This is a genomic window from Microbacterium sp. NPDC055521 (genome assembly GCF_053619695.1).
Genome location: NZ_JBSHJX010000009.1, coordinates 17,161 through 42,153, shown reverse-complemented (window position 1 = coordinate 42,153; position 24,993 = coordinate 17,161). Strand labels below are relative to the sequence as shown.

Below are 24,993 nucleotides of genomic sequence, written 5' to 3'. Positions count from 1 at the left end.
CTCATCTCGCGGCGATGCGCTCCAGCGCGATCAGCGGGATCACGACCCACGATGGACGGTTGCGCTTCTCGTAGATCGCCTCGTAGACCGCCTTGTCGGCCTCGTACGCGTCGAGCAGGGTGCGCAGCGGCGTACTCAGCTCGCCGTCCGCGTGCGCCGCACCGGGATCGCGAGCAGTGATGTACGCGTGCAGGAAGTGCTCGCGCGCGATGGCCGACCACTCCTTCGCGCGTTCGCCCCGCAGCTCCTGCCCCTCGTCTTCGACCGGACGACCGGCCACCGCCATCTCGACGACACCCGGGGCGTAGCTGAACGAGCGGAGCATGCCCGCGACATCGCGCCAGGGAGAGTCGGGCAGGGCGCGCTCGGCGAAGGGCCGGCCCGGCTCGCCCTCGAAGTCGACGATCCGCCAGCCGTGCGAGGTGCGCAGCGTCTGGCCGAGATGCAGGTCGCCGTGCACGCGCTGCACGTCCATCCCGTCCAGCTGGGCGACCGCGTCGTACAGCGCACGCAGGCGGTGGGCATAGGGCTCGATCTCGGGCACGACCGGCACTGCCCGCTCGAGGCGCTCCGACATCGTGCGGGCCAGCTGTGCGGTCGCGTCGGGGCCGCGATGCTCCGAGGGGAACCTCGCGAGCAGTGTGGTGTGCACCTCGGCGAGCGCCTCGCCGAGCCGCGCGGCCTCACCGCCGAAGTCGCCGCCGGATTCGGGTACGGTCAGCTCCGGGTCGGCCAGAGCCGCGCGCACGCTGCCGGTGGCGAGCTCGAAGCCGTCGGTGGCCGTGCTCAGCAGTTCCTGCAGCATCGCCAGCTGCAGCACCTCGCCGTCGAGATCGATCTCGATCCATCCGTAGAGTTCGGCGATGTGCTCCGAGCCCGCGGTGGTGAGCACGTCGTGGATCTCGATGTCGGGGTTCACTCCCGGGCTGACCTTGCGGAACAGCTTCATGATCGCGGTGTCGTCGAAGCGCAGCGACGAGTTCGACTGCTCGCCGGTGAGCGGCGAGGAGCGCAGGCCGGCGTCGAGCGCGGGGCTGGCCGATACGCGTCGGAAGCGCAGCCCGCCGGCGTCGGTCCGCCCGCTCGGCTCGGCGGCGATGAACCCGCGCAGCCACAGCGCCATGGCGTCTCGATCGTGGACCGCGTCGTACAGGTGTCGCTCGCGTCCGTCGGACTCGACGACGCCCACATAGGCGTGGCTGTGCCGGTCATCGAACTCGTCATACGCCGACAGAGGCACCTGATAGAGATCGCGGCCGCCTTCGTCGTCGGTGTAATCGACCGTGACGAGGAGTACCTGCACGGCGGGATCACGCCCGGCATCCGTCAGCTCGCCGAGCTGTCGCACCGCGGTGACGTGGAACGGGCGGCCTTTGCCACCGAACCACCGCGTGCGAACCAGGTAGCCCTCCAGAAGGGCATGATCGATCAGGCTCACAGCAACCCCACCTCCTCAGAATCCTCCGCCGGTGCGTGCAGCTGGAACCAGTAGAAGCCGTGCCCGCCCAGCGTCAGCAGGTACGGCCACTCGCCGATGCGCGGGAACGGCACCCCGCCGACCAGCTCGATCGGGATCATCCCCTCGAAGCGCCGCAGGTCCAGTTCGACCGGCTGCGGGAACTGCGACAGGTTGTTCACGCACAGGATGACATCCGATGTGCCGTCGTCGTTCGTGTGCTCGCGGGCGTACGACAGCACCGACGGGTTCGAGCCGCCGAGGTCGTTGAAGCCGCCCAGGCCGAATGCCGGATGCCGTTTGCGGGCCTGGATCATCTGCCGGGTCCAGTGCAGCAGCGACGAGCGGTCCTCCTGCTGCGCCTCGACGTTCACGGCGAGGTACCCGTAGACGGGGTCCTGCACGACCGGCTTGCTGAGCTTGCCCGGGTTCGCGGTCGAGAATCCGGCGTTGCGATCCGAGGTCCACTGCATCGGGGTGCGCACGCCGTCGCGGTCGCCGAGCCAGATGTTGTCGCCCATGCCGATCTCGTCGCCGTAATACAGCACCGGCGAGCCGGGCAGCGACAGCAGCAGGGCGGTGAACAGCTCGATGCGGTCGATGTCGTTCTCGAGCAGCGGGGCGAGACGGCGGCGGATGCCGATGTTGGCCTTCATCCGCGGGTCCTGGGCGTACTCGTTCCACATGTAGTCGCGGTCTTCGTCGGTGACCATCTCGAGCGTCAGCTCGTCGTGGTTGCGCAGGAAGATGCCCCACTGGCATCCGGCGGGGATCGTGGGGGTGTCGGCGAGGATCTCGGTGATCGGGTAACGCGATTCACGCCGCACGGCCATGAAGATGCGCGGCATCACCGGGAAGTGGAAGCACATGTGGCACTCGTCGCCGCCCACCTCGGGGTCGCCGAAGTAGTCCACCACGTCGGCCGGCCACTGGTTGGCCTCAGCCAGCAGCACCCGGCCCGGGTAGTTCTCATCGACGAAGCGGCGCACCTTCTTCAGGAACTCGTGCGTCTCGGGCAGGTTCTCGCCGTTGGTACCCGGCCGCTCGTACAGATACGGGACGGCGTCGAGGCGGAATCCGTCCAGGCCCATGTCGAGCCAGAAGCGCATGGCGTCGAGCATCGCCTCGTGCACGTTCGGGTTGTCGAAGTTCAGGTCGGGCTGGTGGCTGAAGAAGCGATGCCAGAAATACTGCTTGCGCACCGGATCCCACGTCCAGTTGCTCGGCTCGGTGTCGACGAAGATGATCCGCGCGTCCTGGTAGAGCTCGTCGGTGTCGCTCCACACGTAGAAGTCGCCGTAGGGACCGTCGGGGTCGCTGCGGCTGGCCTGGAACCACGGATGCTCGTCGCTGGTGTGATTCATGACGAAGTCGATGATCACTTTGATGTCGCGCTCGTGCGCGGCGTCGAGGAACTCCTGGAAGTCGTCGGTCGTGCCGAGATCGGACTGCACGCCGGTGTAGTCGGCGACGTCGTAGCCGCCGTCCCGCAGCGGCGAGGGGAAGAACGGCGGGATCCACAGGCAGTCGACGCCCAGCCACTGCAGATAGTCGAGTTTGTCGATCAGGCCGCGGAAATCGCCCACGCCGTCGCCGTCGCCGTCTTTGAACGAGCGCACGAGCACCTCGTAGAACACCGCGGTCTTGAACCACTCGGGCGCGGGGCTGCCCGGGGTGTCGGGGAACGGCTCCTGCGTGCGCACGGGGATCGAGGCGGTGTACGGGGCGGATTCGGCGGTCATGCGGGCTCCCTCACCATCGGATTGCGTCCGAGCATGCGCCCAACCTGTCACACGAGACCGGCGCTGGCTAGGGTCTTGTGCACCTCTTGACCTGCGTCGGCCGACGTGCAAGGAGAGCTGAGTACTCAGCGGCCCCCGGGAGGTCCGATCAGCAGCAGGATGCTGAAGATGGCGACGATGGCGACCACGATGAGCACTGCGAGCACCCAGGGCCGGTGCAGGAACCAGCGCATGGTGCGGTCGTACCAGGTGCGGTCGCGCGGGTCGTCGGTCTCGGTGAGACGCCACTGCCCCTTGAGCCGCCCGCTGCGGTGCAGCCAGATCTCGACGGGGATGGTGGCGTAGGGCACGATCGCACTGGCGATCGTCGTCGCGGCGACACCGACGTGCCAGCGCTGATTGAACGCGAGCAGCACAGCCGTCGCGCCGTAGGAGAGGAAGACGAATCCGTGGATGCCGCCGCCGATCGTGACGAGCACCGACGGCTGCCCGACGGCGCGCAGGATGAGGGCGCTGATGAGCAGGGTCCAGGTGATCGCCTCGGCGATCGCGAGCACGCGGAACAGGCGGGCGGGGGTGGTGAACACGGTTCTCCTCGGGTGGGTGTGCTTCCACGGTAGGTGAGCGCGGTTATGCGGATGCCCGAGATGCCCGCCATCGCGGGCGCGAACGGCGAAAGATCAATCGAAAGGCTGATACGCAGCCCACCGCCCGCAGACGCTCGGCAGCCACCACCCTCAGACCCCACGACTCACAGCAGCCACCACCGCACTCCGATCACCCACCACCGCACTCGGACCACCCACCACCGCACTCAGCAGCCACGACCGCACTCAGAAGGGAGGCTCGGTGAAGGTGACGGTGTTCGGAGGGGGCGGCCGGTCGACATAGGTGCGCCCGGTGGGACTCGTCCATTCCAGAAGCCCGTCGCCGAGCTGAACGACATGCCACGGCGTCTGATGCTTCAAGACATGATGTCGTCGGCATAGAGCGGCGAGATTCCCCTCGCTGGTCTCGCCGCCGAAAGCGGCGTCGAGGGTGTGATCGAGGTCGCTGTCGCGAGCCGGCATCCCGCATCCGGGGAAGCGGCACCGCTCATCGCGCGACCGCAGCCTGCGGCGCAGGGATTCCGGAGGCCGGTACCTGTCGACGGACAGCACTCCTCCGTTCACCGGGTGCGTGAGGATCCGATCCCAGCCGGCGGCGGCTCCGGCCAGGGCCCTCGCGGAGGCGAGATCCATCGGAGCCCGGCCCGAGAGCTCTGCGGCGGGTCCGTCCGCGCTCATGAGCGTCGTGACGGGCACGGTGACCGCGACCTGCGCCTTGATCGATGCGAGCAGTGCGCCGACGGTGTCATGACCGGCGGGAGCGCCGGTCAGCAGCAGATCCGCCGCGAGGTCGAAGCGTCGCTGCCCGAGCGTGCGCGGGTCGGTCGCGGCCGAGGCGACCGAAGCCGACGCGTCCGAAGCCGACGGCGTCGCGGCCGAGCCGGCATCGCGAGAAGCGAGCTCTTTCGCCATCTGCGTCAACCGGTCATGCGCGCCGTGGATCAGCACCGACGGACCGTATACGTGCAGCTCGGACATGGCATCCGGGCCGTCCGTGACCCATATGTCACGATGCCCGCGCGCATCCTCGTGTCGCTCATCGAGCGTGCGCGACTGAAACTGCTGGGCGATCCGCTCGGCGATCACTCGCACGCGGTTCGGCGACTCGTCCTGCGCGAACTCCAGCACGCGCGCGGCGTAGGCGGCACGCGCATCGTCGTCGTCGATGTGCGAGCCGGCGTCGACGATCACTCGTGCGTGCCCTGCCGTGATCAGCCCAGCGCCCTGCGCGTGCCACACCTGCGGGAACCGCTCGACCAGCACCTCCGCCGCGACCATGCGCCGCTGCACAGTGCGGTCACTCACGCGCAGCGCCGTCGCGAGTTCGGCGGCAACGGTGCGCAGCGCGAGATCGGAGTCGTCCAGCCCGGCGCCCTTCTCCGCGATCGACATCGCCAGACGATTCGCCAGGGCGAGCAGTCCGTCTCTTGCAGCCAGCACGCCCTGCAGCGTCTTCTCGACAGCCTGCAGCGACGACACCACTGCGCTGAGGTTCGCCATGTCCTCCTTCGTCGCCGCCGCAATTCCGTTCATATCTCGAGTATCCATGTGGCCACCGACATTCGAAACTGTGATCGCCAGGTAGAACCACCGACCAGATCACGACCGCATAACGGACCCATCTCTTCCGGCGTGAGCGGATGGGAGAGGCCACCCCCGCACCAAAGCCCCTCCACATCGTTCGGCTGAGCCGGCGGCCGCGTCAGCGCCCGGCATCCGCCGACGTCGGACCGCCCTCCACCACGTCGCGTCGCGAGGTCGGCGCGACACCTGCATCCTGTAGCGTGTCGGCCATGACCGGTCGTGATGCCGCCGCCGTACCCCCGCCGACCGCCAGGACGGGAGCCGTAGCGGCGTTCGGCCGGGACCACGAGAGCGCCACCGCACCGGCCACCCGGAAGCAGGTCGTCTCGTGGGCGATGTGGGACTGGGCGATGCAGCCGTTCAACACGGTCATCCTCACCTTCGTCTGGATCGCGCTGTACCTGACCTCGCGAATGTTCCTCGAGCCGTCGGTGCGCGAATCCGGTCTGCTGGCCGACGGCTCGTACATGAACTGCAACAGCTCGCAGTACGCGGCGTCCGAGTACTGCCACGGGCTCACCGACCTCGCGGAGTGGTGGGGATGGGCGAACTTCGCCGCGGGCATCCTGATCCTGCTGCTCGCGCCGGTGCTCGGCCAGCAGGCCGACGCGCGCGGCAGCAAGAAGAAGTGGGTCATCGGCGCGACCATCGCGATCGCCCTCATCCAGTTCTCGCTGTTCTTCGTCGAGGCCGATCCGAAGTTCTTCTGGTTCGGCGCGTTCGCCGTCGCGATCGCCGCCGTGGTCAGCGAGATCGGCAACGTCAGCTACTACGCGATGCTCTCGGAGGTGTCGACGCCGAGGAACGTCGGCCGCGTGTCCGGCCTCGGCTGGGGGCTCGGCTACATCGGCGGCGTCGTCGCGCTGATCGTGTGCATCCCGGTGCTCTTCCTCGTCGGGCAGGACAACGCGCTGTCGTTCAAGCTCGTCGCCGTCATCTGCGCCGTGTGGACGATCGTCTTCTCGATCCCGATGTTCCGCAACGTGCCCGAGTCGCCCTCGTACGACGCCGCCGAGAGGGTGGGCTTCTTCCGCTCGTACGTCGTGCTCGGCCGCAGCATAGCCGAGCTGTTCCGCACCAACCGCCCGACGTTCTGGTTCATGCTCGCCGCGGCCGTCTACCGCGACGGCCTGGCAGGGGTGTTCGCGTTCGGCGCGGTGCTCGCCGCACAGGGCTTCGGCTTCTCGTTCCTCGAGGTGATCGTGTTCGGACTCGCGGCGAACCTCGTCGCGGGCGTCTCGACCCTGCTCGCCGGGCGCATCGACGACGCCATCGGTCCGCGCCGGCTCATCATCTTCGCCCTCTCCGGCCTGGTCGTGATGGCGTTCGTCGTCTACGCGCTGCGCGACTACGGCACCATCGTGTTCTGGATCTGCGGCCTGCTGCTGTGCGCCTTCGTCGGCCCGACCCAGGCATCCAGCCGCAGCCTGCTCACGCGCCTCACCCCGCCGAGCCAGCAGGGCGCCATCTTCGGTCTCTACGCGACCACCGGCCGGGTGGCGTCATTCCTGTCGCCGCTGGCGTGGTCGCTCTTCCTCGCGTGGTTCGGCGGAATCGTCTACGGCGTGCTCGGCATCGCCGTGGTGCTGCTTATCGGCCTCGTGCTGCTGCTGTGCGTGCGGTTCCCGAAGGACGTCGGGGCTTGACCGGGCGCCCCGACGTCGGGGCCTGAACGCGGGCCTCTCCGCCATCGCCAGCCGGATCCCGGGCGCTCCGGCGCCTAGCCGGATGCCGGCCAGCGGCGCAAGGGTCGCACAGGCTGGGGCATCCGTCCGCAGAATGGTCATCGCGACCCTCACCGACAGGAGCGACATGACCACGCACCGATTCGACGTGCATCCGTGGGGCGTCGGCTGGTCATGCCTGCGCAACACCGGGTGGGAAGACCGCGGACAGTCGCATCGCGAGTCGGTGTTCTCGCTTTCGAACGGGCACATAGGATGGCGCGGCACCCTCGACGAGGGGGATCCGAGCGCGGCAGCGGGCAGCTACCTCAACGGCGTCTTCGAAGAGTATCCGATGCCCTACGCTGAAGACGGCTACGGATATCCCGAGCACGGCCAGACCGTCATGCACGTGCCCGACGGCAAGGTCATCCGCCTGATCGTCGACGACGAGCCGTTCGACATCCGCACCGGCGTGCTCGCCGAGCATCGGCAGCTGCTCGATGTGCGAACCGGCATCCTGCACCGCACGGCCACCTGGACGTCGCCCGCCGGCCGCACCGTGACCATCGCATCGCAGCGCCTGGTGTCGTTCACCCATCGCTCGATCGCCGCGGTGAGGTACGAGGTGACCGCCGAAGACGCCGCCGTCGACGTGACGCTCCTCTCGGAGATCGTCGCCGACGAGCCGCTGCCCGAGGTGCACTCCGACCCGAGGGTGATGGATGCCCTGCGCGACCCCTTCGAGCCGGTGGCGCATCACGGAGCCGGCGGTCGGGCCGCCCTCGTGCAGCGCACCAGGCGCAGCCGGATCGCGGTGGCCGTCGCGGCCGACCATCGGGTCAGCATCTCATCGGGGGGTGTCGCGCCCGAGCCGGTGGCCGAGGTCACCGCAGACCTCGCGCGCACCTCCTTGCGTGCCCGGATCGAGCCGGGCGAGAGCGTCGCCCTGGTGAAGTGCGTGGGCCATGAGTGGTCGCCCGCGCTCGACGATGTCGCGCTGCAGGATCGCGCGGAAGCCGCTGTCGAGACGGCCATCAAGATCGGCTGGGACGGGCTCGTCGACGAGCAGCGCCGGTATCTCGACGAGTTCTGGGCCCGGGCCGATGTGAGCGTCGACGGCGATGAGCGGCTGCAGCAGAGCGCTCGTTTCTCGCTGTTCCAGGTTCTGCAGTCCGCGGCGCGCGCCGAGGTGCGATCGATCCCAGGCAAAGGACTCACCGGCGTCGGATACGAGGGCCACACCTTCTGGGATGCCGAGACGTTCGTGCTGCCGGTACTCACCTACACCGCACCGTCCGCCGCGCGGGACGCACTGGTGTGGCGGCACTCCACGCTCGACCGTGCGCGCGAGCGGGCCGAGCAGCTGCACCTCGAAGGCGCCGCCTTCCCGTGGCGCACGATCGACGGCCGGGAGTGCTCAGGGTACTGGCCGGCGGGCACCGTCGCGTTCCACATCAACGCCGACATCGCGGCCGCCGTCGTGCGCTATGTGCGCGCGACCGGCGACACGGAGTTCGAGCGGGAGAAGGGCGTGGAGATCCTCATCGAGACCGCGAGACTGTGGTGCGCCCTCGGGCGCTGGGACGACGAGGGCGTGTTCCACATCGACGGCGTCACCGGGCCCGATGAGTACTCGGCCATGGTCGACGACAACTACTTCACCAACCTCATGGCGCAGCGCAACCTGCGGGCCGCGGCGGATGCCTGCAGGCGGCACCGCGATCAGGCATCCGCTCTCGACGTCTCATCGGACGAGATCGCGCGATGGACGACCACCGCCGACGCGATGGCCTTCCCGTACGACGCCGCTCGGGGCATCCCCGAGCAGTCGGCCGGGTTCAACGAGAAGGAGCGGTGGGACTTCGAGGGCACCCGCGACGACCAGTACCCGCTGCAAAAGCACTTCCCGTACTTCGACCTGTACCGCAAGCAGGTCGTGAAGCAGGCCGACCTCGTGCTCGCGCTGCAGGCCGCGCCCGACGCGTTCACACCGGATGAGACGGCCCGCGCATTCGCCTACTACGACGGGCTGACCGTGCGCGACTCGTCGCTGTCGGCGTCGGTGCAGGCGACTGTCGCCGCTCGCGTCGGTCAGCTCGAGCTCGCGATGGACTACCTCGCCGAGGCCGGCACCATCGACCTCGACGATCTGCAGGAGGACGTCGACGAGGGTCTGCACGTCGCCGCGCACGCCGGGGTGTGGAACGCGCTGGTCTGCGGCTTCGGCGGCATGCGCGACGACGCCGGCGCGCTGCAGTTCGCGCCGCGCGTGGCGGCGCCGATCACCGCCTTCTCGTTCGGGATGCTCGTGCGCGGCCACACCCTTCGAGTCGAGGTGCAGCATGACACGGTCACCTACCGGCTCGAGGGAGGCCCCGCGCTCGGCATCCGGCATTTCGACGAGGAGGTCACCCTGGAAGCGGGCGTGGCGCGGCGTCTCGGCATCCCTGCACTCGCCGACCCCGGCCCGCGCCCTTCGCAGCCGCGCGGGCGGGAGCCACGGCGAGCGGGCGCCGAGACCTGAGCCGCATCAGGCGCGGCCCTGCAGAATCATGTGCCAGTAGACCTGCGGGAAGATCCGCCGGTCGATGATCCAGTTCATCCGGCTCTCCCGGTACGAGCTGCGCCACAGCGTCGGCATCAGGCGGAGCCGGTCGTCGAACTCTGCGAACACGGCTGTCGAGCGCGAGACGGTGAAGGGGCAGACGCCGTATCCGTCGTAGGCGGACGCCGCCTCGCGCCCCTCGAGCACCGCGCCGACGTTCTCGGCCACCACCTTCGCCTGCTTGCGCAGCGCGCCGCCGGACTTCGAGTTCGTCGTGCCTGCCGCGTCGCCGAGCGCCCAGATCTCAGGATGCCGGGTGGAGCGCAGCGTGTGCGGATCGACGGCCACGAAGCCGCCGTCGTCGGCGAGGCCGCTGGCGCGGATCCATTCCGGCGCCTTCTGCGGCGGTTCGGCGACGAGCAGGTCGTAGTGCAGCGACTGCCCGTCGGCACCGTCGGCATCGAACACGACCGTTCGGCCGTCTGCGTCGACCTCGCGCAGGTGTGCGCCGGTGCGCACGTCGATGTCGTACTCGTCGATGCTGCGCTGCAGCTCGGCGTCGATCTCGGGGATGCCGAAGATCGTCGGCGTCGGCACGAGCAGCACCACATGGATGTCGTGCAGCACATTCATCGCCCGCCAGTACGCGCACGCCTGGTACATGGGCTTCTGCGCGGCGCCCGCGCAGGAGGCGGGCCCTGGCGCCTGCACGAAGACGACCGTGCCCGAGCGCACCGTGCGCAGCAGCCGGGACGCCTTCTGCGCCAGCGCGAAGTCGTAGTTCGAGGCGCCGTGCGGCGAGTTCATCGCCTCGTCGAGGCCGGGGACGGCATCCCAGTCGTTCCGGATGCCCGGGGCGAGGATCAGCTGGTCGTACCGGACGGTGTCGCCGGATGCCAGGTGCGCCCGCCGATTGTCGGGGTCGACCGCGCTGACGGCATCCGGGATCCACTCCACCCCGTCTGGGAAGACGTCGGCCTGCGGACGCACCGCCTCGCTCGCCCGGGCGGTGCCGCCCGCTATGTGCGAGAAGAGCGGCTTGTAGTAGTGGGTCTGCGATGGCTCGACGACGGCGATGTCGGTGACTCCGGATCGGCGCAGGCGACCGGCGACCGACAGCCCGCCGTTGCCTCCTCCGACGACGAGGACCCGATGCGTGCGCTCGTGACGGTCGGCTGTGGATGTGTTCTCGGCGCTCATGGAAGCCGACCGTAGGCGGCTGCAGCGGCCGAGGCGACGGCCTTGACAGCCACCGCCGGTGTGGTCGGTCGCGGCCGGCCCGTCGCCGGATGCGAGGTCATCTGTGCACGCCTCAGCGCGGATTCGCGTACACAACTGACCCCGCACGCCGCCGCGGGATGGAAATCGCTGGTCCCGGCCGCGGCCCACCGGCATTTTCCATCCCGGGGCGCGCGGGTCAGCTCAGCAGCACGCCTACCGTGACGACGGCGCCGGTCAGGAGCAGCACCAGGAAGCTGTAGATCGCGATCGTCCACCCGCGGTAGCTGCTCGGCGTCGCCCCCGCCGCCGGCGGCACGACGCGCGGATCGGGCGGCGGTGCGGTCAGCCGCGGATCGGATGCCGGTGGCGGCGCGACCACGAACTTCTCGGCCGCCGTCGAGCGTCGAGCGGCCCGTGTGGGCGCTTCTTCCGGCGGCGCCGGCGGAATGACCGGCTCCGCGAGCAGCGCCTCGGGGATCACCGGGTCGGGGATCACCGGTTCGGGGACCGCCGCCTCGGGCACGTCGAGCTCAGGCGCTTCGGGCTCCGGCACGGCCGGCTGTGAAACCGCGCCCTCGGCATCCCACGTCGGGTCGCTCATGTCACCCGCCCTGAGCTCCCGCGTCGGACGTGCCGACGTCGGTGCGGTGGAAATTCTGGAACGAGCGGGATGCCGTGGGACCGCGCTGCCCCTGGTACCGATTACCGTACGGGCCCGAGCCGTACGCGTTCTCGGTCGGCGAGGTGAGGCGGAAGAAGCAGAACTGGCCGATCTTCATCCCCGGCCACAGCTTGATCGGCAGGGTCGCGACGTTCGCCAGCTCGAGTGTGACGTGCCCGCTGAAGCCAGGGTCGATGAATCCGGCCGTCGAGTGGGTGATGAGCCCGAGGCGTCCGAGCGACGACTTGCCCTCCAGCCGCGCCGCGACATCGTCGGGCAGGGTGACCTGCTCGAAGGTCGCGCCGAGCGCGAACTCGCCGGGGTGCAGGATGAACGGCTCGTCGGGCGCGACCTCGATCAGCCGGGTCAGCTCGGGCTGATCCTCTGAGGGATCGATGAACGGGTACTTGTGGTTGTCGAACAGCCGGAAGTACCGGTCGAGTCGCACGTCGACGCTCGACGGCTGCACCATCTGCTCGTCGTAGGGAGCCAGCCCGATGCGGCCCGTCGCGAGTTCTGCCTTGATGTCGCGGTCGCTGAGAAGCACGTGTTCAGCGTAACGGTGCACCCTGTCGGCAGCCGCACTTTTCTCACCTCATGACGCGGGCGCCGGTGATCTGGGCCGAGCCCGACCGGGCTGAGCCCGACCGGGCTGAGTCCGACCGGGCTGAATCCGAGGCGAAGCACTCTGTGGTCGAACGCTGGCAGAGGCGTTGCCGCGCTGTGGCACGCATGTAACCGGCGCCTCCGTAGCGTCGAATCACAAGCTTCCCCACAGTCCACAGCCGCACCGGCCCAGCAGAACGGAAACATCATGACCGAGATCACCACCACCGCCCCCGCCGCCACCAAGTCGCGCAAGCGCCTGATCCTCCTGCCGCTGGCGGGCCTGCTGGTCGCCGCGACCGTGGCCGTCGGCTCGGGTGCGGACTTCGTCGCCAACTCGGTCAACTCCGCGAACGCCTTCAGCAGCGGCACGCTCGCCCAGCAGAACTCCAAGTCGGGCAAGGCGATCTTCAACGCCTCGAACCTCAAGCCGGGCGACACCCTGAACGGCAAGGTGACCATCACCAACTCCGGCACCCTGCCCGCGGCGTTCACCCTCACCGAGAACGCCACCAACGGCTTCGTGAAGACGGAGAACCTCAAGCTCGTCATCACCCGCGCCGGCAGCGGCACCCCGGTGTGGTCCGGCACCTTCGGCGACCTGACTAAGGCCGGCGCGCTCGACCTCGGCGAGTTCGCCGCCGGCGAGTCGCGTGACTACACCTTCAGCACCACGCTGTCGCAGACCGCCGACAACACCGAGCAGGGCAAGAACGCCTCCGCCGTCTACACCTGGGACTCGAAGCAGGCGGCCGCCACGGCCGTCGCGCAGTGATCGCCCACCCCTGACCCAGGACATCCGGCATCCGTTCGCCGGATGTCCCACCCCGCTGATCGCCCGAGATCGGCACTGATCACCCGAGATCAGAGGAGAAGAGCATGAGCCCCATGAAGACGACCCGCACGATCGGCAGCACCCTGATCGCCGTCGCCGTCGCCTGCGCCATAGCGCTGGTGGGGCTCATGCTCGTCCCGTCGCTGTTCGGCCTCGACCGCTACGTCATCACCGGCGGCTCGATGTCGGGCGTCTTCGAAAAGGGCGCCGTCGTCTACGAGCGCCAGGTGCCGGTCGCGGATCTGAAGGTCGGCGACATCATCACCTACGTCCCGCCGCAGGAGTCCGGCATCGACGAGCCGGTCACGCACCGCATCATCTCGATCGACGACACGGCGGATGCCGAGGGCGGTCGCGTGCTGCGCACGAAGGGCGACGCCAACGACAGCATCGACCCGTGGACGTTCACGCTGGCATCCGCCGTGCAGCCGCGTGTCGAGGGCTGGGTGCCGGCGGTCGGCTGGGTGTTCATCCTGCTGTCGATGTCGGGGGTGCGGATGCTGGCCATCGGCCTTCCCGCCGCGCTGATCGGACTGATGTTCCTGCGCGACCTCGTGCGTGCGCTGCGCAGCTGACGCATCCGCACCCGACCGGTCCCGAAGAGGCCGCGGCTGACCGCCGCGGCCTCTTCCGCGTCCCCGCTCGGGCGCGTCACCGCCGTTCGTGGCCCTGCTGAGGCTCGGCTGTTGCCGGGCTGTAACCGGCTGCTGCGTAACGTCGAAGCATGACCAGAACGAAGGGCACGCCGATGACCGGCACCGCGCTGCGCAACGTCGCGCTCGCCGCTCTGGCCGCCCTGCTGCTGGCCGTCTTCGCCCTGAACGGACTGCAGACCTCCTCCGCGGCTTTCATGTCGCAGTCCGCGAACGCCACGAGCACGGCCTCCGCCGCCGTCGACTGGACCCCGCCCACCGTCAGCATCGTCACCCCCGGTGCACCGCTGCGCGGATCCGCGGCCATCGCCGCCGACGCGGCCGACGCCGAGACCGGCATCGCGAGTGTCGTGATGCACTGGCAGAGCGTCGGCGCCGCGAGCTGGACGACGCTGTGCAGCACGGCATCCGCCCCCTACCGCTGCAGCTGGGACACGCTTTCCGCAGCCGACGGCGCGTACGACGTGCGCGCCATCGCCACCGACAAGGCGGGGTACGCCACCACCTCGGCGCCCGTGCGCGTCACCGTCGCGAACGCCTTCATCGTGGCGCTCGCCGACCTCGACGAGGCGGTGCGCGGCACGACGCCGCTGACCGCGACGCTGATGGATGCCGATCCGCGGGCCACCTACGGGGTGCGCTTCGAATACTCGGTCGCTGACGCGAACAGCTGGAAGAGCGTCGCCGGCTGCGCGAGCATCGCCGGCTCCGCGTCCTGCACCGTCAACTGGGCGACGGCGTCACTGGCCAGCGGCGACTACGACGTGCGGGTCGTAGCGTGGCCTACGGCTCGTCCGACCGTGGTCATGGCCTCGGAAGTCTCCTCCGTCACGATCGACAATGTCGCCCCCACCGTCACCATGACCGACCCGGGCAGCGTGCTGACCGGCACCGTCACCCTCGCCGCGACGCCGGCCGATGCGCACTCCGGTGTGGCATCCGTCGCCATCCAGTACCAGCCGAGTGCGGGTGGCGCGTGGACGACCGCCTGCACCATCACCGACGAGCCGTGGTCGTGCCGCTTCAACACCGCGCCGCTGCCGTATGGCCGATACTCGTTCCGTGCCATCGCGACCGACCTCGCCGGCAACAGCACCACGTCGGCCGCGGTCGCCGGCCGCCTGGTCGACAACACGGTCTCGTCGATCTCGCTCGACGACCCGGGCGCGTACCTCACCGGAACCGTGCAGCTGACGGCCACCGCGAACTCCTCGGCCGGGGTCTCGTCGGTCGCGATCCAGTACTCCCCGGCGGGCAGCGGCAAGTGGTCGCCCTTGTGCACCCTCGCCGCGGCGCCCTACGTCTGCGCGTGGGACACCAAGACCGTCGCGGACGGCTCGTACGACCTACGCGCCGTCCTCACCGACAGCCACGGCAAGCAGACCACCTCGACCGTGCTCGCTGCCCGACGCGTCGACAATGCGCCGCTGCGCGGCGCCGACGTGCAGGCCGTCAACGGCGGCAAGGCCGGGGTGATCGACGCCGGCGACGTGCTGGTGCTCACCTACAGCGGACGCCTCAACCCGGCGAGCATCGCGAGCGGCTGGGACGGCTCGGCTCGCGCCGTCACCGCCCGGGTGCGCGACGGCGGCATCACGAGTGCGTCCAACGACCTGTTCGACGTGCCGAACACCAACCTCGGCTCCGTCAACCTGCGCGGGAACCACGTCGGCCTGTGGAGCACGGCGCAGTTCTCGGCCACCATGACCGCCACGACCGAGACCATCAACGGCGTGCCCGCCACCGTCGTCCGCGTCACCCTCGGTGGCCTGACCTCGGGCTCGGTGCGCACGGTCACCTCAACCGCCGCGATGACCTGGACACCCTCCGCCAACGCGACCGACCTTGTCGGCCAGCGCTGCTCGAGCGCTCCGGTCACCGAGAGCGGCCCTCTCGACAGGGACTTCTGATGACACGGTACGAGCGCCCGGAAGGGCCCTTCGATGACGTTGATAGCCTCGAGCATGTGGGACGACACATCCTTGTGGTGGAAGACGATGACGGCATCGCGGTGCCGCTGCTGCGCACTCTCGATCGCGAGGGCTACGTCGTCGAGCGCGTCGCCGACGGCACGTCGGCGCTCGCCCGGGCAGGAGCAGACATCGATCTGGTCGTGCTCGACCTCGGCCTGCCCGACATGGACGGCCTCGACGTGTGCCGCCGGCTGCGCGAGCAGGACTTCGCGGGCGGGATCGTCATCCTCACCGCGCGCGACGGCGAGCTCGACCGCGTAGTCGGTCTCGATGTCGGTGCCGACGACTACATCGCCAAGCCCTTCGCGCTCGCCGAGCTGCTGGCTCGGCTGCGTGCCCTGCTGCGGCGCAGCCCTGCAGCAGCACCGCCCTCCGCCGAGCGCGCGAGCTCGGCATCCGCCTCTCCTCTGGCGCTCGTCATCGATGTCGCCGCCCGTCGTGCCATGGCGGGTGACCGCGAGCTGCCGCTGAGCACGAAGGAGTTCGACCTGCTGGCCCAGCTCGACATGCAGCGCGGAACCGTGGTGACGCGCGAACGGCTGATGGACGAGGTATGGGACGCGAACTGGTTCGGCTCCACCAAGACCCTCGACGTCACCGTCGCCCGTCTGCGCCAGAAGCTGGAGGGGGCAGGCGCCGACGTGCGCATCACCACCCTGCGCGGCGTGGGCTTCCGCCTCGACGAGGGCGCGCCGGATGCGTAGGCGACTCATCGTCGCCTTCCTCACTCTCGCCGTCGCCATCATCGCGCTGTACGGCGTGCCTCGGGTGGTGATGGTGGCCGACCTCGTGCACGCCTCCGAGCAGCAGTACGCGAAGCGGATGGCGAGCATGGTGGGCACCGTGATCGACGCCGGAAGCGACGCCGACGCCGTCGACGAGAAGCTGCTGGCCGGACTGATCATCTACGGGGAGCGGGTGGCGTACACCGCTCCCGACGGCACCACCTTGGTCACCGGCGCCGACGCCGAACCCGACGACATCACCGGCACCTCGATCGTCCGCAGCGGCGGCACGGTGGCCTTCACCCGATCGGGCGAGATCGTCAACGAACGGGTCTCGAGAGCCGTGACACCGGTCATCGTGATCGGCGTGGGCCTGCTGATCGTCGCGACCATCGCCGCGATTCAGCTCGCCCGTTCGCTGTCACGCCCGTTCCTGCGGCTGCTCGACACCGTGCGCGAAATCGGCAGAGGCAACCTGCGGCCGCCGAAGCAGAGCCTCGGGGTGCCGGAGGCGCGTGCGATCGACGCCGCGCTGCGCGAAAGTGCACAGAGTCTCGAAGACCGTCTGCGTCGCGAGCACGAGTTCGCCTCGAACGCCTCGCACCAGCTGCGCACTCCGATCACCGCGCTGCGCCTCGAGCTCGAGGATCTGTCGCTGTGGCCCGAGACTCCGCCCGTCGTGCGCGATCAGCTCGACCACGCCGTGCGTGAGATCGACCGGCTGTCGGATGCCATCGCGCAGCTGCTCGAGCTCGCGCGGGGCGACGCACCAGGCGCGACCACCTTCGAGCCGCTCGCCGAGTCGCTGCGCGAGTCGGCAGCGCGCTGGCGGCCGCAGGCGGATGCCGCCCGGCGCACCATCCACGTCGCGCAGATGCCCGGCGACCTCGGCGAGGCTCCGGCGGCGGCGTCGCAGATCATCGACGTGCTGCTGCACAACGCGCTCAGGCACGGTCGTGGCGACATCACGATCGACGCGGAGCGGCGCGCCGAGTACGTCACTGTGCAGGTCGGCGACGAGGGCAGACGCCCGCGCGGCAATTCGATCTTCCAGCGCCGCGCGCACCGGCACAGCGACAGTGCCGGCGAGGGGATCGGGCTCGCCCTCTCGGTCGAACTCGCCGAGAGCCTGGGCGGGCACCTGCTGCTCGACGGATCGTCGACGACGACGTTCTCGCTGATGCTGCCGGCCCGCGGGTAGGGAGCGGATTGCCCGCGTGTTCTCCTGCGACGCGGCGCTCGAATGTCCGGCCATCCGGAGACGCCCGCTATGATGGCAGACGCGCCGCAAGGCGTGCGGGGCTGTAGTTCAATGGTAGAACTTCTGCTTCCCAAGCAGACAGCGCGGGTTCGATTCCCGTCAGCCCCTCCATCTGTAGAGTCTTTCTGAGTGAGCCACGGGCCGAGGGGAAAGATGAGCACGGCGGACGCGATCGCAGCGATCGACCTGGGCAAGACCCGCTGCCGTCTTCTGATGAGCGATCCGTCAGGACCGATCACTCGCACCGGTGACGGAACTCCGGGCCTCGCCGCCCCGGGCGGAGTCGAGTCCGCCGCTGCCGCGATCCTCGCACTGCTCGAACCCGGACCGGCGCCGCGCGCCCTCGGCGTCGGCGCGGCCGGCGCGTGGACGGCTCCCACCGCCGCGCTCGAGCTGGCCGGGACGCTCGCCGCAGAGACCGGAGGGCAGGTCGCCGTCGCATCAGACGTCGTGACGGCGCACATCGGGGCGCTCGGCGGCGATCCGGGCGTGCTGCTGATCGCGGGGACGGGCGCCGTGGCCCTCGGTGTGGATGCCCACGGCATCCGCCTGGTGGACGGGTGGGGCCCCGACATCGGCGATTTCGGCAGCGGATCGTGGCTCGGACGCGAAGCCGTCCGCGCGGTGCAGCGCGCCGCTGTCGGACTCGGCCCGGCGTCAGCCCTGCAACAAGCCATCACCGCGCACATCTCCCCTGCCTCCGATCCGCTCTCGTGGACGCTCGCCCAGCAGCCGCTCGCGCGAGCGCTCGGCACCCTGGCGCCGCTGGTGCTCGACTGCGCCGAGCACGGTGACCCCGTCGCCCTCGAGATCGCGGCCGAAGCAGTCAGGCTGCTCACGGCATCCGCTGTCGCCGCCTCCGCGTCGGCGCGCGAGGTGGCGCTGCACGGCGGGCTGACCGAGCACCTCTGGCTCCACGCGAGACTCGAAGACTCCCTCTCGACCGGCGGACGCCGCATCGCACCGACCGTCGGGGATGCCCTGACCGGCGCTCAGCTCATGATGACCCGCCGCGACCTCCCCCACGAAAGGTTCGTGCACCGTGCCGACTGACGACAGCTCCCTCGCCGCCCTGCTCGGTGTGCTCTCAAGCCTCGACACCGAGGCCTCGACACCCGAACGCGGCGACCTCGACATGCTCGGCACCGAAGAGCTGGTGCGTCGCATGAACGCCGAGGATCGGCGGGTGCCCGAAGCGGTCGCAGCGAAGACCGCCGAGATCGCCGCAGCCGTCGACGGCATCGTCGATCGCTTCCGGCGGGGCGGACGACTCATCTACATCGGCGCGGGAACCGCGGGGCGCGTCGGCGTGCTCGATGCCAGCGAATGCCCGCCCACCTTCGGCACCGACCCGTCGATGGTCATCGGACTGATCGCGGGAGGCGAGACGGCCATCCGCTCGGCCGTGGAGAACGCCGAAGACGACGATCAGGCCGCGGGGGCGTCGCTGCGCCAGCTCGGGCTCACGGCCGACGACACGGTCGTCGGCATCTCGGCATCCGGTCGCACGCCCTACGTCGTCGGCGGCCTGACCTTCGCTCGAGACCTGGGGGCGCTCACCGTCGCGATCGCCTCGAACGCCGGTTCGGCGATCGGCGCGGCGGCCGAGATCGCGATCGAGGTCGTCACGGGCCCGGAGTTCGTCTCGGGTTCCACCCGCCTGAAGGCCGGCACGGCGCAGAAGCTCGTGGTCAACATGCTCAGCACCCTCTCGATGACCAAGCTCGGCAAGACCTATCGGGGCGTCATGGTCGACCTGCTCGCGACCAACGAGAAGCTGCGCGCCCGCTCGATCCGCACGGTCTCCCAGCTCGCCGGCGTCGACGTCGACGAGGCCGTGGCGGCACTCGACGATGCCGACGGCTCGGTCAAGCTGGCACTGCTCATGCTCGCGACGGAGGCGTCGGCCGAATCTGCGGCCGACGCGCTGCAGCGCACCGGCGGCATCTTGCGCGACGCCATCGCCGCGCTCAGCTGAGCAACCAGCTGAGCAGCCAGCCGAGACGCTACTCGCCGACGCGCAGCACGCTCAGTCGCATGTCGAGCTCTTCGATGCGATCCGCGTCGCCGCGCTCCAGTGCGAGACGCCGCAGATGCTGAAGCCTCGCGATCTCGTCGGCTCGAGTCGCTGTGCCGTTGTGCAGCCGCTCGATGAGCGCCTCGTCGAGGCCGCTCAGGTCTTCCGCGCTGTGCTCGCTCATGTCCGCACTCTAGCGAGCGCACCGGCCCAAGCCGAGGGTGGCCGACACTCTTGCGCAGGAGGATAAATTCCCGGAATCTTTGCCGAGGGAGTCGCTGAAGATTCACGCTTTCCTCCGCATAGAGTCGCCTCATGGCCGAGACGACCGCCGCAGACACGACGACCCGCATGGTGCGCGCCGCCTACTTCGTGTCGGACAGCACCGGCATCACCGCCGAGACGCTCGGCAACGCACTGCTGGCGAACTTCCCCGGAATGGTCTTCGTCAAGCACACGGTGCCGTTCGTCGACTCCGTCGACACCGCCACGACGGTCGCCGGCCAGATCGCCCAGGATGCCGCGAACGGTCTCGAGCCGCTGGTGTTCACCACGGCGAAGAACCCCGCTGTGCGCACCGTGCTCACCGACGTGCCCGCGACGCACATCGACCTGCTCAGCGGCCATCTCAGCGAGCTCGCCGAGGCCCTCGGCACCCCGCCGTCCGAGCAGCTCGGCCAGTTCCACACCCTCGGAGACGCGACCGAGTACTTCGCCCGCATGCGCGCCGTCGAGTACGCGATCGAGCACGACGACGGCCAGAGCAGTCGCGCGCTCGACCTGGCCGACGTGATCGTCGTCGCCCCGAGCCGCTGCGGCAAGACGCCGACGACGATGTACCTCGCCCTGCAGTACGGCCTGCTGGTCGCGAACTATCCGCTCACCGACGACGACTTCCCCACCGACGAGCTCCCGCCGCTGGTCAGGTCGTACGCCGCCCGCTGCTTCGGCCTCACCACCACCCCGCTGCGCCTCAGCCAGGTGCGGCACGAGCGTCGCCCCGACTCGCGCTACTCCAGCCTCGCGCAGTGCACCACCGAGCTGCGCCGCGCCGAGCGGCTCTACGCCCGCAACGGCATCCCGTTCCTCAACTCCTCGACCAAGAGCGTCGAGGAGATGTCCGCAGTGATCCTGCACACCCTCGGCCTTCGCCGCTGACCACCCCTCAGACGAAAGAGCTTCTCGTGACCGACATCCTCTGGTTCGATCAGATCGGAATGACCGACCTGCCGCAGGTGGGCGGCAAGAACGCCTCACTCGGGGAGATGATCTCCCACCTCGCCGAGCTCGGCGTGCGGGTGCCGGGCGGCTTCGCCACGACAGCGGACGCCTACCGGCGCTTCCTCGCCCACGACGGGCTGCGCGAGCGCATCCGCGATGCGATCGCCGGGCTCGACACCGACGACGTCACGCGTCTCGCGCTGGTCGGCACCGAGATCCGCAGGTGGATCGTCGAGCACCCGCTGCCCGACGATCTCGAGCGCGACATCCGCGACGCCTACCACCAGCTCGTGGCGAAGGATGCCGATCCCGACGGCGTCACCTGGGCGGTCCGCTCGTCTGCGACGGCGGAGGACCTTCCGGATGCCTCATTCGCCGGCCAGCAGGAGACCTTCCTCAACATCGGCGGAGTCGAGAACGTGCTGACCGCGATCCGCAGCGTGTACGCCTCGCTGTACAACGACCGGGCGATCGCCTACCGCGTGCACCACGGCTTCGACCACGACGAGGTCGCCCTCTCGGCGGGCGTGCAGCGCATGGTGCGCTCGGATATCGGGGCGTCGGGCGTGATGTTCACGGTCGACACCGAATCGGGGTTCGCCGAGGCCGTGTTCGTCACCAGCTCGTACGGTCTCGGCGAGGCCGTCGTGCAGGGCGCCGTGAACCCCGACGAGTTCTACGTGTCGAAGCCGGCGCTGCGCGCCGGCCGCCCCGCGATCCTGAAGCGCTCGGTCGGCGAGAAAGCGATCGCCATGCGCTACACCGACAGCAGGGAGGCGGGCGCCAGCACCGCCTTCGTCGACGTGCCGGCCGAAGAGCGCCCGCTGTTCTCGATCACCGACGCCGAACTCACCGAGCTCGCCGAGCACGCGCTCGTGATCGAGGCGCACTACGGCCGCCCGATGGACATCGAGTGGGGCAAGGACGGCATCGACGGGCAGCTGTACATCCTGCAGGCGCGCCCCGAGACCGTCGTGTCGCGGGCGTCGTCCACCGTCATGCGCCGTTTCCGGCTGCAGGAGACGGGCCCGGTCGCCGTCGAGGGCCGCGCGATCGGGCAGCGCATCGGCGCAGGTCCGGTGCGGGTGCTGCGGGATGCCACGCAGATGAGCGAGTTCCAGACCGGCAACGTGCTCGTGGCAGACATGACCGACCCCGACTGGGAGCCGATCATGAAGCGCGCGTCCGCGATCGTCACCAACCGCGGAGGTCGCACCTGCCACGCCGCGATCATCGCCCGCGAGCTCGGCATCCCCGCCGTTGTCGGCACCGGTGACGCGACGCGCGTGCTGACCGACGGCCAGCCGGTCACGGTCTCGTGCGCCCAGGGAGACACCGGCGTCGTCTACGACGGCATCCTGGCGTTCGCCGAAGAGGAGACGGCGCTCGAGCACATGCCGGAGCCGCCCGTCAAGATCATGATGAACGTCGGCACGCCCGACCAGGCGTTCTCGTTCTCCCGCCTGCCGCACCGCGGTGTCGGCCTCGCGCGGCTGGAGTTCATCATCAACCGGCAGATCGGCATCCACCCGCGCGCCCTGCTCGAGCACGACGCTCTGCCAGACGACCTGCGCCGCCAGGTGGATGCCCGGATCGCCGCCTACCCGTCGCCGCGCGACTACTTCGTGCAGCGCGTCGCGGAGGGCGTCTCGATGCTCGCCGCGGCGTTCGCCCCCGAACCGGTGATCGTGCGGATGAGCGACTTCAAGTCGAACGAGTACGCGAACCTCCTCGGCGGCGAGCGCTACGAGCCGCACGAGGAGAATCCGATGATCGGGTACCGGGGCGCCTCTCGGTACGTATCACCCGAGTTCCGCGAGTGCTTCGAGATGGAGTGCGAAGCGCTGAGGTTCGTGCGCGACGAGATGGGCTTCACCAACGTGCAGGTGATGGTGCCGTTCGTGCGCACCGTCGCCGAGGGGCAGGCCGTCGTCGAGCTGCTCGCCGAGAACGGCCTGCGTCGCGGAGAGAACGACCTGAAGGTCGTGATGATGTGCGAGGTGCCCACCAATGCGCTGCTCGCCGACGAGTACCTCGAGCACTTCGACGGCTTCTCGATCGGCTCGAACGACATGACCCAGCTCACCCTCGGCCTCGACCGCGACAGCGCGCTCGTCGCCGACACCTTCGACGAGCGCGATCCCGCGGTGCTGAAGCTGCTGTCGATGGCGATCGAGGCGTGCCGTCGTCACGGCAAGTACGTCGGGATCTGCGGCCAGGGGCCGAGCGATCACCCCGAGCTCGCGGAGTGGCTGGTCGGGCAGGGCATCGAATCGGTCTCACTGAATCCGGACACGGTCATCGAGACGTGGCTGCGACTGGCGCGCCGGGAACCCGCGACAGCGTGACTTCACTGCTCGACCCTTGACGCCAGGCGAAGCAACGATGCGCGTGATGTACAGGTGCGCCGCGTTCAGCCTTTCGCTCAGTGCAGTCGACTACCGTTCAGAGGGAGCGTGTCTGCGCTCCCTCTGAACGAATGCAGGTGCCTGAATGCCATACCGCGACCGAACCGCAGTGGAGAGCTGGGTCAACGAGTACGTCCAGTCGCACAGCGCGGACTCGCTGGGCATCGCGGTGCTCGACAAGAACTTCGAAGCGGGCCCGAACTCGGGGATCGTGGTCGTCACGCTGCGCTCCGCCAGCACGATCACGTTCCTGCACCCGGAGATCCGTCAGGGGCTGCCTACCTGGGTGGTCACGTTCGAAGGGCGCAACGAGACGCTCGATCTCGATGACGCCGCTCTTCGCCAGCTGGCGGAAGACATCACCGCTCTGGCAGAGCTGCGCTCGTTCCTGCAGGCGAAGACCGACGCGATCGTTCTCGCGCACTGAGCTCAGCGCCCGACCCGCGGCCGCCCGTCACGCGGGGAAGGCCGTGAGCAGCGCGCCGAATGCGGCGGTCACGCCGGCCACCAGCCCGGCCGACGCGGCGATCGGGTGCACGATCCGGCCTAGGCGACGGTCGCGCATGCGCTCACGCTGGGGCTTCCACGACAGCACGGCGGCTTTCGCTGCGGAGAGTTCGGCGTAGCGCCCGATCGGGGCGCTCGTCGCGTCGAATGCCACGAAGTGGCCGTCGGGCGTGGTGTCGATCGAGCCGACGTACTCACCGGCCTTCGAGGCGACGTAGAAGCCGGTGTCGACCTTGCTCCAGGTCACCGCGCGCGGCACGATCGTGGCCGGCGGCGAGACCTGCTCGGCGGGAGCGGCTGCTGCGGGGTTGTACAGCCGCCCGGCGGGGTGCTCTGCGATGGTCATGCGACACGCGCCAGTGCGGGAGTGCGGATGTCGAGTTCGGAGATCTCGCGCTCGGCGACCTGGTCGCTGAGGTCGATGACCACGCCTGCCGACGAGTTCGCCTGGTCGGCGAGCTGCTGCAGATAGCCGCGATCGAGCTGCTTGGCAGCCTCGGCGTCCATCTTGAACTGCAGCGGGATCGAGCAGTGCAGCCAGATCGTGGAGCGCTCGACCGCTCCGTCGACGAGGCGGTCCCACGAGAGCGAGAAGCTCTCGTTGCGGCGCAGCTTGGTCGAGACGAGAACCTTCAGGTGAGCGAGGATGCGGTCCGGCATCTCGATTGCTTCGCCGGTGGCTCCGTAGTGCAGCGTGCCCATTTCAACTCCTCAGGTCGGGGGTATCCGATGTAAGGAAACTTACTCAGGTCAAAAGTAGTTTGTCAAACTACATATCTGTCCAGCTTCATGTTGGGCTATGATCGGATGCAAGGAGGTGGCCATGACCGTTGAAGTGGATACCGCGAACGAGATCATCGACGCGCTTCGGCGATATCAGGAGGCGGACGATGCGATGCACGCTCGTGCCCGCGACTCGTCGTCGATGTCCGACAACGAGATCAGGATCATCCAGTTCCTGCTGAACGCGGCCCGCTCTGATGACAGAGTCACCCCTACGACCCTCTCGAAGCACCTGGGCGTCACCTCCGCGTCGATGACCGCGCTGCTCGACCGGCTCGAGCGCGCCGGCGCCATCGAGCGTGTGCGTCACCCCTCCGACCGGAGAAGCCTGGTCATCACCGCCACGCCGCTCGCCGAGCAGACCGTGGGCGCTCCTGTCGTCGCCTTTCAGCAGGCGACCCGCGAGATCGCAGCCGACCTCTCAGATCTCGAACACGCGGCCGTCGTCCGCTTCCTCGACAGGCTCACCGGCGCGATGGACGAAGCCGGTCAGCCCGCTCGGCGCTGATCGCGCGCTCCG

General features: G+C 69.3%; 23 protein-coding genes and 1 tRNA gene. 14 read left to right on the top strand and 10 right to left on the bottom strand.

The features are described from left to right. Nucleotide 1 precedes the first annotated feature (1 nt). From ACWGSM_RS10035 to ACWGSM_RS10020, 4 genes are all read right to left on the bottom strand, one after another. Complete coding sequence (locus tag ACWGSM_RS10035; RefSeq protein WP_452322773.1) at nt 2-1,438, bottom strand: maltokinase N-terminal cap-like domain-containing protein; 1,437 nt, start codon at nt 1,436-1,438, stop codon at nt 2-4. Further along, nucleotides 1,435-3,198, bottom strand: a complete 1,764-nt coding sequence (gene treS, locus ACWGSM_RS10030; RefSeq protein WP_452322772.1) for a maltose alpha-D-glucosyltransferase — start codon at nt 3,196-3,198, stop codon at nt 1,435-1,437. The genes ACWGSM_RS10035 and treS overlap by 4 nt, the downstream gene beginning before the upstream one ends. A gap of 125 nt (nt 3,199-3,323) precedes the next feature. Then, complete coding sequence (locus tag ACWGSM_RS10025; protein WP_452322771.1) at nt 3,324-3,785, bottom strand: DUF3817 domain-containing protein; 462 nt, start codon at nt 3,783-3,785, stop codon at nt 3,324-3,326. A 246-nt stretch (nt 3,786-4,031) separates the two neighbouring features. After that, nucleotides 4,032-5,339 carry a DUF222 domain-containing protein gene (locus ACWGSM_RS10020; RefSeq protein WP_452322770.1) on the bottom strand — a complete coding sequence of 436 codons (1,308 nt, stop codon included), beginning with the start codon at nt 5,337-5,339 and terminating at the stop codon, nt 4,032-4,034. A gap of 260 nt (nt 5,340-5,599) precedes the next feature. Here ACWGSM_RS10020 and ACWGSM_RS10015 point away from each other — a divergent pair, with 260 nt between their 5' ends. Both ACWGSM_RS10015 and ACWGSM_RS10010 read left to right on the top strand, forming a co-directional pair. After that, nucleotides 5,600-7,036: an MFS transporter gene (locus ACWGSM_RS10015; protein ID WP_452322769.1), complete on the top strand. Its 1,437-nt coding sequence runs from the start codon at nt 5,600-5,602 to the stop codon at nt 7,034-7,036. A gap of 166 nt (nt 7,037-7,202) precedes the next feature. Beyond that, entirely contained in the window at nt 7,203-9,581 is a 2,379-nt protein-coding gene (locus tag ACWGSM_RS10010; protein WP_452322768.1) for a glycoside hydrolase family 65 protein, read from the top strand. Between the two features lie 6 nt (nt 9,582-9,587). Here ACWGSM_RS10010 and ACWGSM_RS10005 read toward each other — a convergent pair whose 3' ends face one another. The 3 genes from ACWGSM_RS10005 to dcd form a co-directional block, all read right to left on the bottom strand. Then, a complete protein-coding gene (locus tag ACWGSM_RS10005) occupies nt 9,588-10,802 on the bottom strand; it encodes an NAD(P)/FAD-dependent oxidoreductase (RefSeq protein ID WP_452322767.1) in 1,215 nt (404 codons plus the stop codon). 217 nt (nt 10,803-11,019) lie between these two features. Further along, on the bottom strand, nt 11,020-11,424 hold the full coding sequence (locus ACWGSM_RS10000; RefSeq protein ID WP_452322766.1) for a hypothetical protein: 405 nt from the start codon (nt 11,422-11,424) through the stop codon (nt 11,020-11,022). 1 nt (nt 11,425) lies between these two features. Continuing rightward, a complete protein-coding gene (gene dcd, locus ACWGSM_RS09995; RefSeq protein WP_452322765.1) occupies nt 11,426-12,031 on the bottom strand; it encodes a dCTP deaminase in 606 nt (201 codons plus the stop codon). Nucleotides 12,032-12,298: 267 nt separating this feature from the next. On the opposite strand from dcd, the gene ACWGSM_RS09990 reads away from it, so the two are divergent. The 8 genes from ACWGSM_RS09990 (at nt 12,299) to murQ (ending at nt 19,515) form a co-directional block, all read left to right on the top strand. Next, nucleotides 12,299-12,865 carry a TasA family protein gene (locus tag ACWGSM_RS09990; RefSeq protein ID WP_452322764.1) on the top strand — a complete coding sequence of 189 codons (567 nt, stop codon included), beginning with the start codon at nt 12,299-12,301 and terminating at the stop codon, nt 12,863-12,865. A gap of 104 nt (nt 12,866-12,969) precedes the next feature. Continuing rightward, nucleotides 12,970-13,500, top strand: a complete 531-nt coding sequence (locus ACWGSM_RS09985) for a signal peptidase I (protein ID WP_452322763.1) — start codon at nt 12,970-12,972, stop codon at nt 13,498-13,500. A gap of 149 nt (nt 13,501-13,649) precedes the next feature. After that, on the top strand, nt 13,650-15,488 hold the full coding sequence (locus tag ACWGSM_RS09980) for an Ig-like domain-containing protein (protein WP_452322762.1): 1,839 nt from the start codon (nt 13,650-13,652) through the stop codon (nt 15,486-15,488). A 56-nt stretch (nt 15,489-15,544) separates the two neighbouring features. After that, complete coding sequence (locus ACWGSM_RS09975; RefSeq protein ID WP_452322761.1) at nt 15,545-16,255, top strand: response regulator transcription factor; 711 nt, start codon at nt 15,545-15,547, stop codon at nt 16,253-16,255. After that, entirely contained in the window at nt 16,248-17,477 is a 1,230-nt protein-coding gene (locus tag ACWGSM_RS09970) for a histidine kinase dimerization/phospho-acceptor domain-containing protein (protein WP_452322760.1), read from the top strand. The genes ACWGSM_RS09975 and ACWGSM_RS09970 overlap by 8 nt, the downstream gene beginning before the upstream one ends. Nucleotides 17,478-17,574: 97 nt before the next feature. Next, nucleotides 17,575-17,648, top strand: a tRNA-Gly gene (locus ACWGSM_RS09965). A gap of 42 nt (nt 17,649-17,690) precedes the next feature. Further along, complete coding sequence (locus ACWGSM_RS09960; RefSeq protein WP_452322759.1) at nt 17,691-18,590, top strand: N-acetylglucosamine kinase; 900 nt, start codon at nt 17,691-17,693, stop codon at nt 18,588-18,590. Continuing rightward, on the top strand, nt 18,580-19,515 hold the full coding sequence (gene murQ, locus ACWGSM_RS09955) for an N-acetylmuramic acid 6-phosphate etherase (protein WP_452322758.1): 936 nt from the start codon (nt 18,580-18,582) through the stop codon (nt 19,513-19,515). Before ACWGSM_RS09960 ends, murQ begins: the two co-directional genes overlap by 11 nt. A gap of 28 nt (nt 19,516-19,543) precedes the next feature. On the opposite strand, the gene ACWGSM_RS09950 is transcribed toward murQ, so the two are convergent. Continuing rightward, nucleotides 19,544-19,738, bottom strand: coding sequence for a hypothetical protein (locus ACWGSM_RS09950; protein ID WP_452322757.1), 195 nt, complete (start codon nt 19,736-19,738; stop codon nt 19,544-19,546). 131 nt (nt 19,739-19,869) lie between these two features. On the opposite strand from ACWGSM_RS09950, the gene ACWGSM_RS09945 reads away from it, so the two are divergent. The 3 genes from ACWGSM_RS09945 to ACWGSM_RS09935 all read left to right on the top strand — a co-directional run bounded on the left by ACWGSM_RS09945 (nt 19,870) and on the right by ACWGSM_RS09935 (nt 23,610). Then, the gene (locus ACWGSM_RS09945; RefSeq protein ID WP_452322756.1) at nt 19,870-20,712 is read left to right on the top strand and encodes a pyruvate, water dikinase regulatory protein; all 843 of its coding nucleotides are present in this window, start codon (nt 19,870-19,872) and stop codon (nt 20,710-20,712) included. Nucleotides 20,713-20,738: 26 nt separating this feature from the next. Then, entirely contained in the window at nt 20,739-23,123 is a 2,385-nt protein-coding gene (gene ppsA, locus ACWGSM_RS09940; protein WP_452322755.1) for a phosphoenolpyruvate synthase, read from the top strand. A 169-nt stretch (nt 23,124-23,292) separates the two neighbouring features. Next, nucleotides 23,293-23,610 carry a protein-L-isoaspartate carboxylmethyltransferase gene (locus ACWGSM_RS09935; protein WP_452322754.1) on the top strand — a complete coding sequence of 106 codons (318 nt, stop codon included), beginning with the start codon at nt 23,293-23,295 and terminating at the stop codon, nt 23,608-23,610. A gap of 27 nt (nt 23,611-23,637) precedes the next feature. Here the strand turns inward: ACWGSM_RS09935 and ACWGSM_RS09930 are convergent, their stop codons facing one another. Further along, the gene (locus ACWGSM_RS09930; RefSeq protein ID WP_452322753.1) at nt 23,638-24,036 is read right to left on the bottom strand and encodes a peptide ABC transporter permease; all 399 of its coding nucleotides are present in this window, start codon (nt 24,034-24,036) and stop codon (nt 23,638-23,640) included. Next, complete coding sequence (locus ACWGSM_RS09925; protein WP_452322752.1) at nt 24,033-24,392, bottom strand: DUF7882 family protein; 360 nt, start codon at nt 24,390-24,392, stop codon at nt 24,033-24,035. Before ACWGSM_RS09925 ends, ACWGSM_RS09930 begins: the two co-directional genes overlap by 4 nt. A gap of 121 nt (nt 24,393-24,513) precedes the next feature. On the opposite strand from ACWGSM_RS09925, the gene ACWGSM_RS09920 reads away from it, so the two are divergent. Further along, complete coding sequence (locus ACWGSM_RS09920; RefSeq protein ID WP_452322751.1) at nt 24,514-24,981, top strand: MarR family winged helix-turn-helix transcriptional regulator; 468 nt, start codon at nt 24,514-24,516, stop codon at nt 24,979-24,981. Nucleotides 24,982-24,993: the final 12 nt, after the last annotated feature.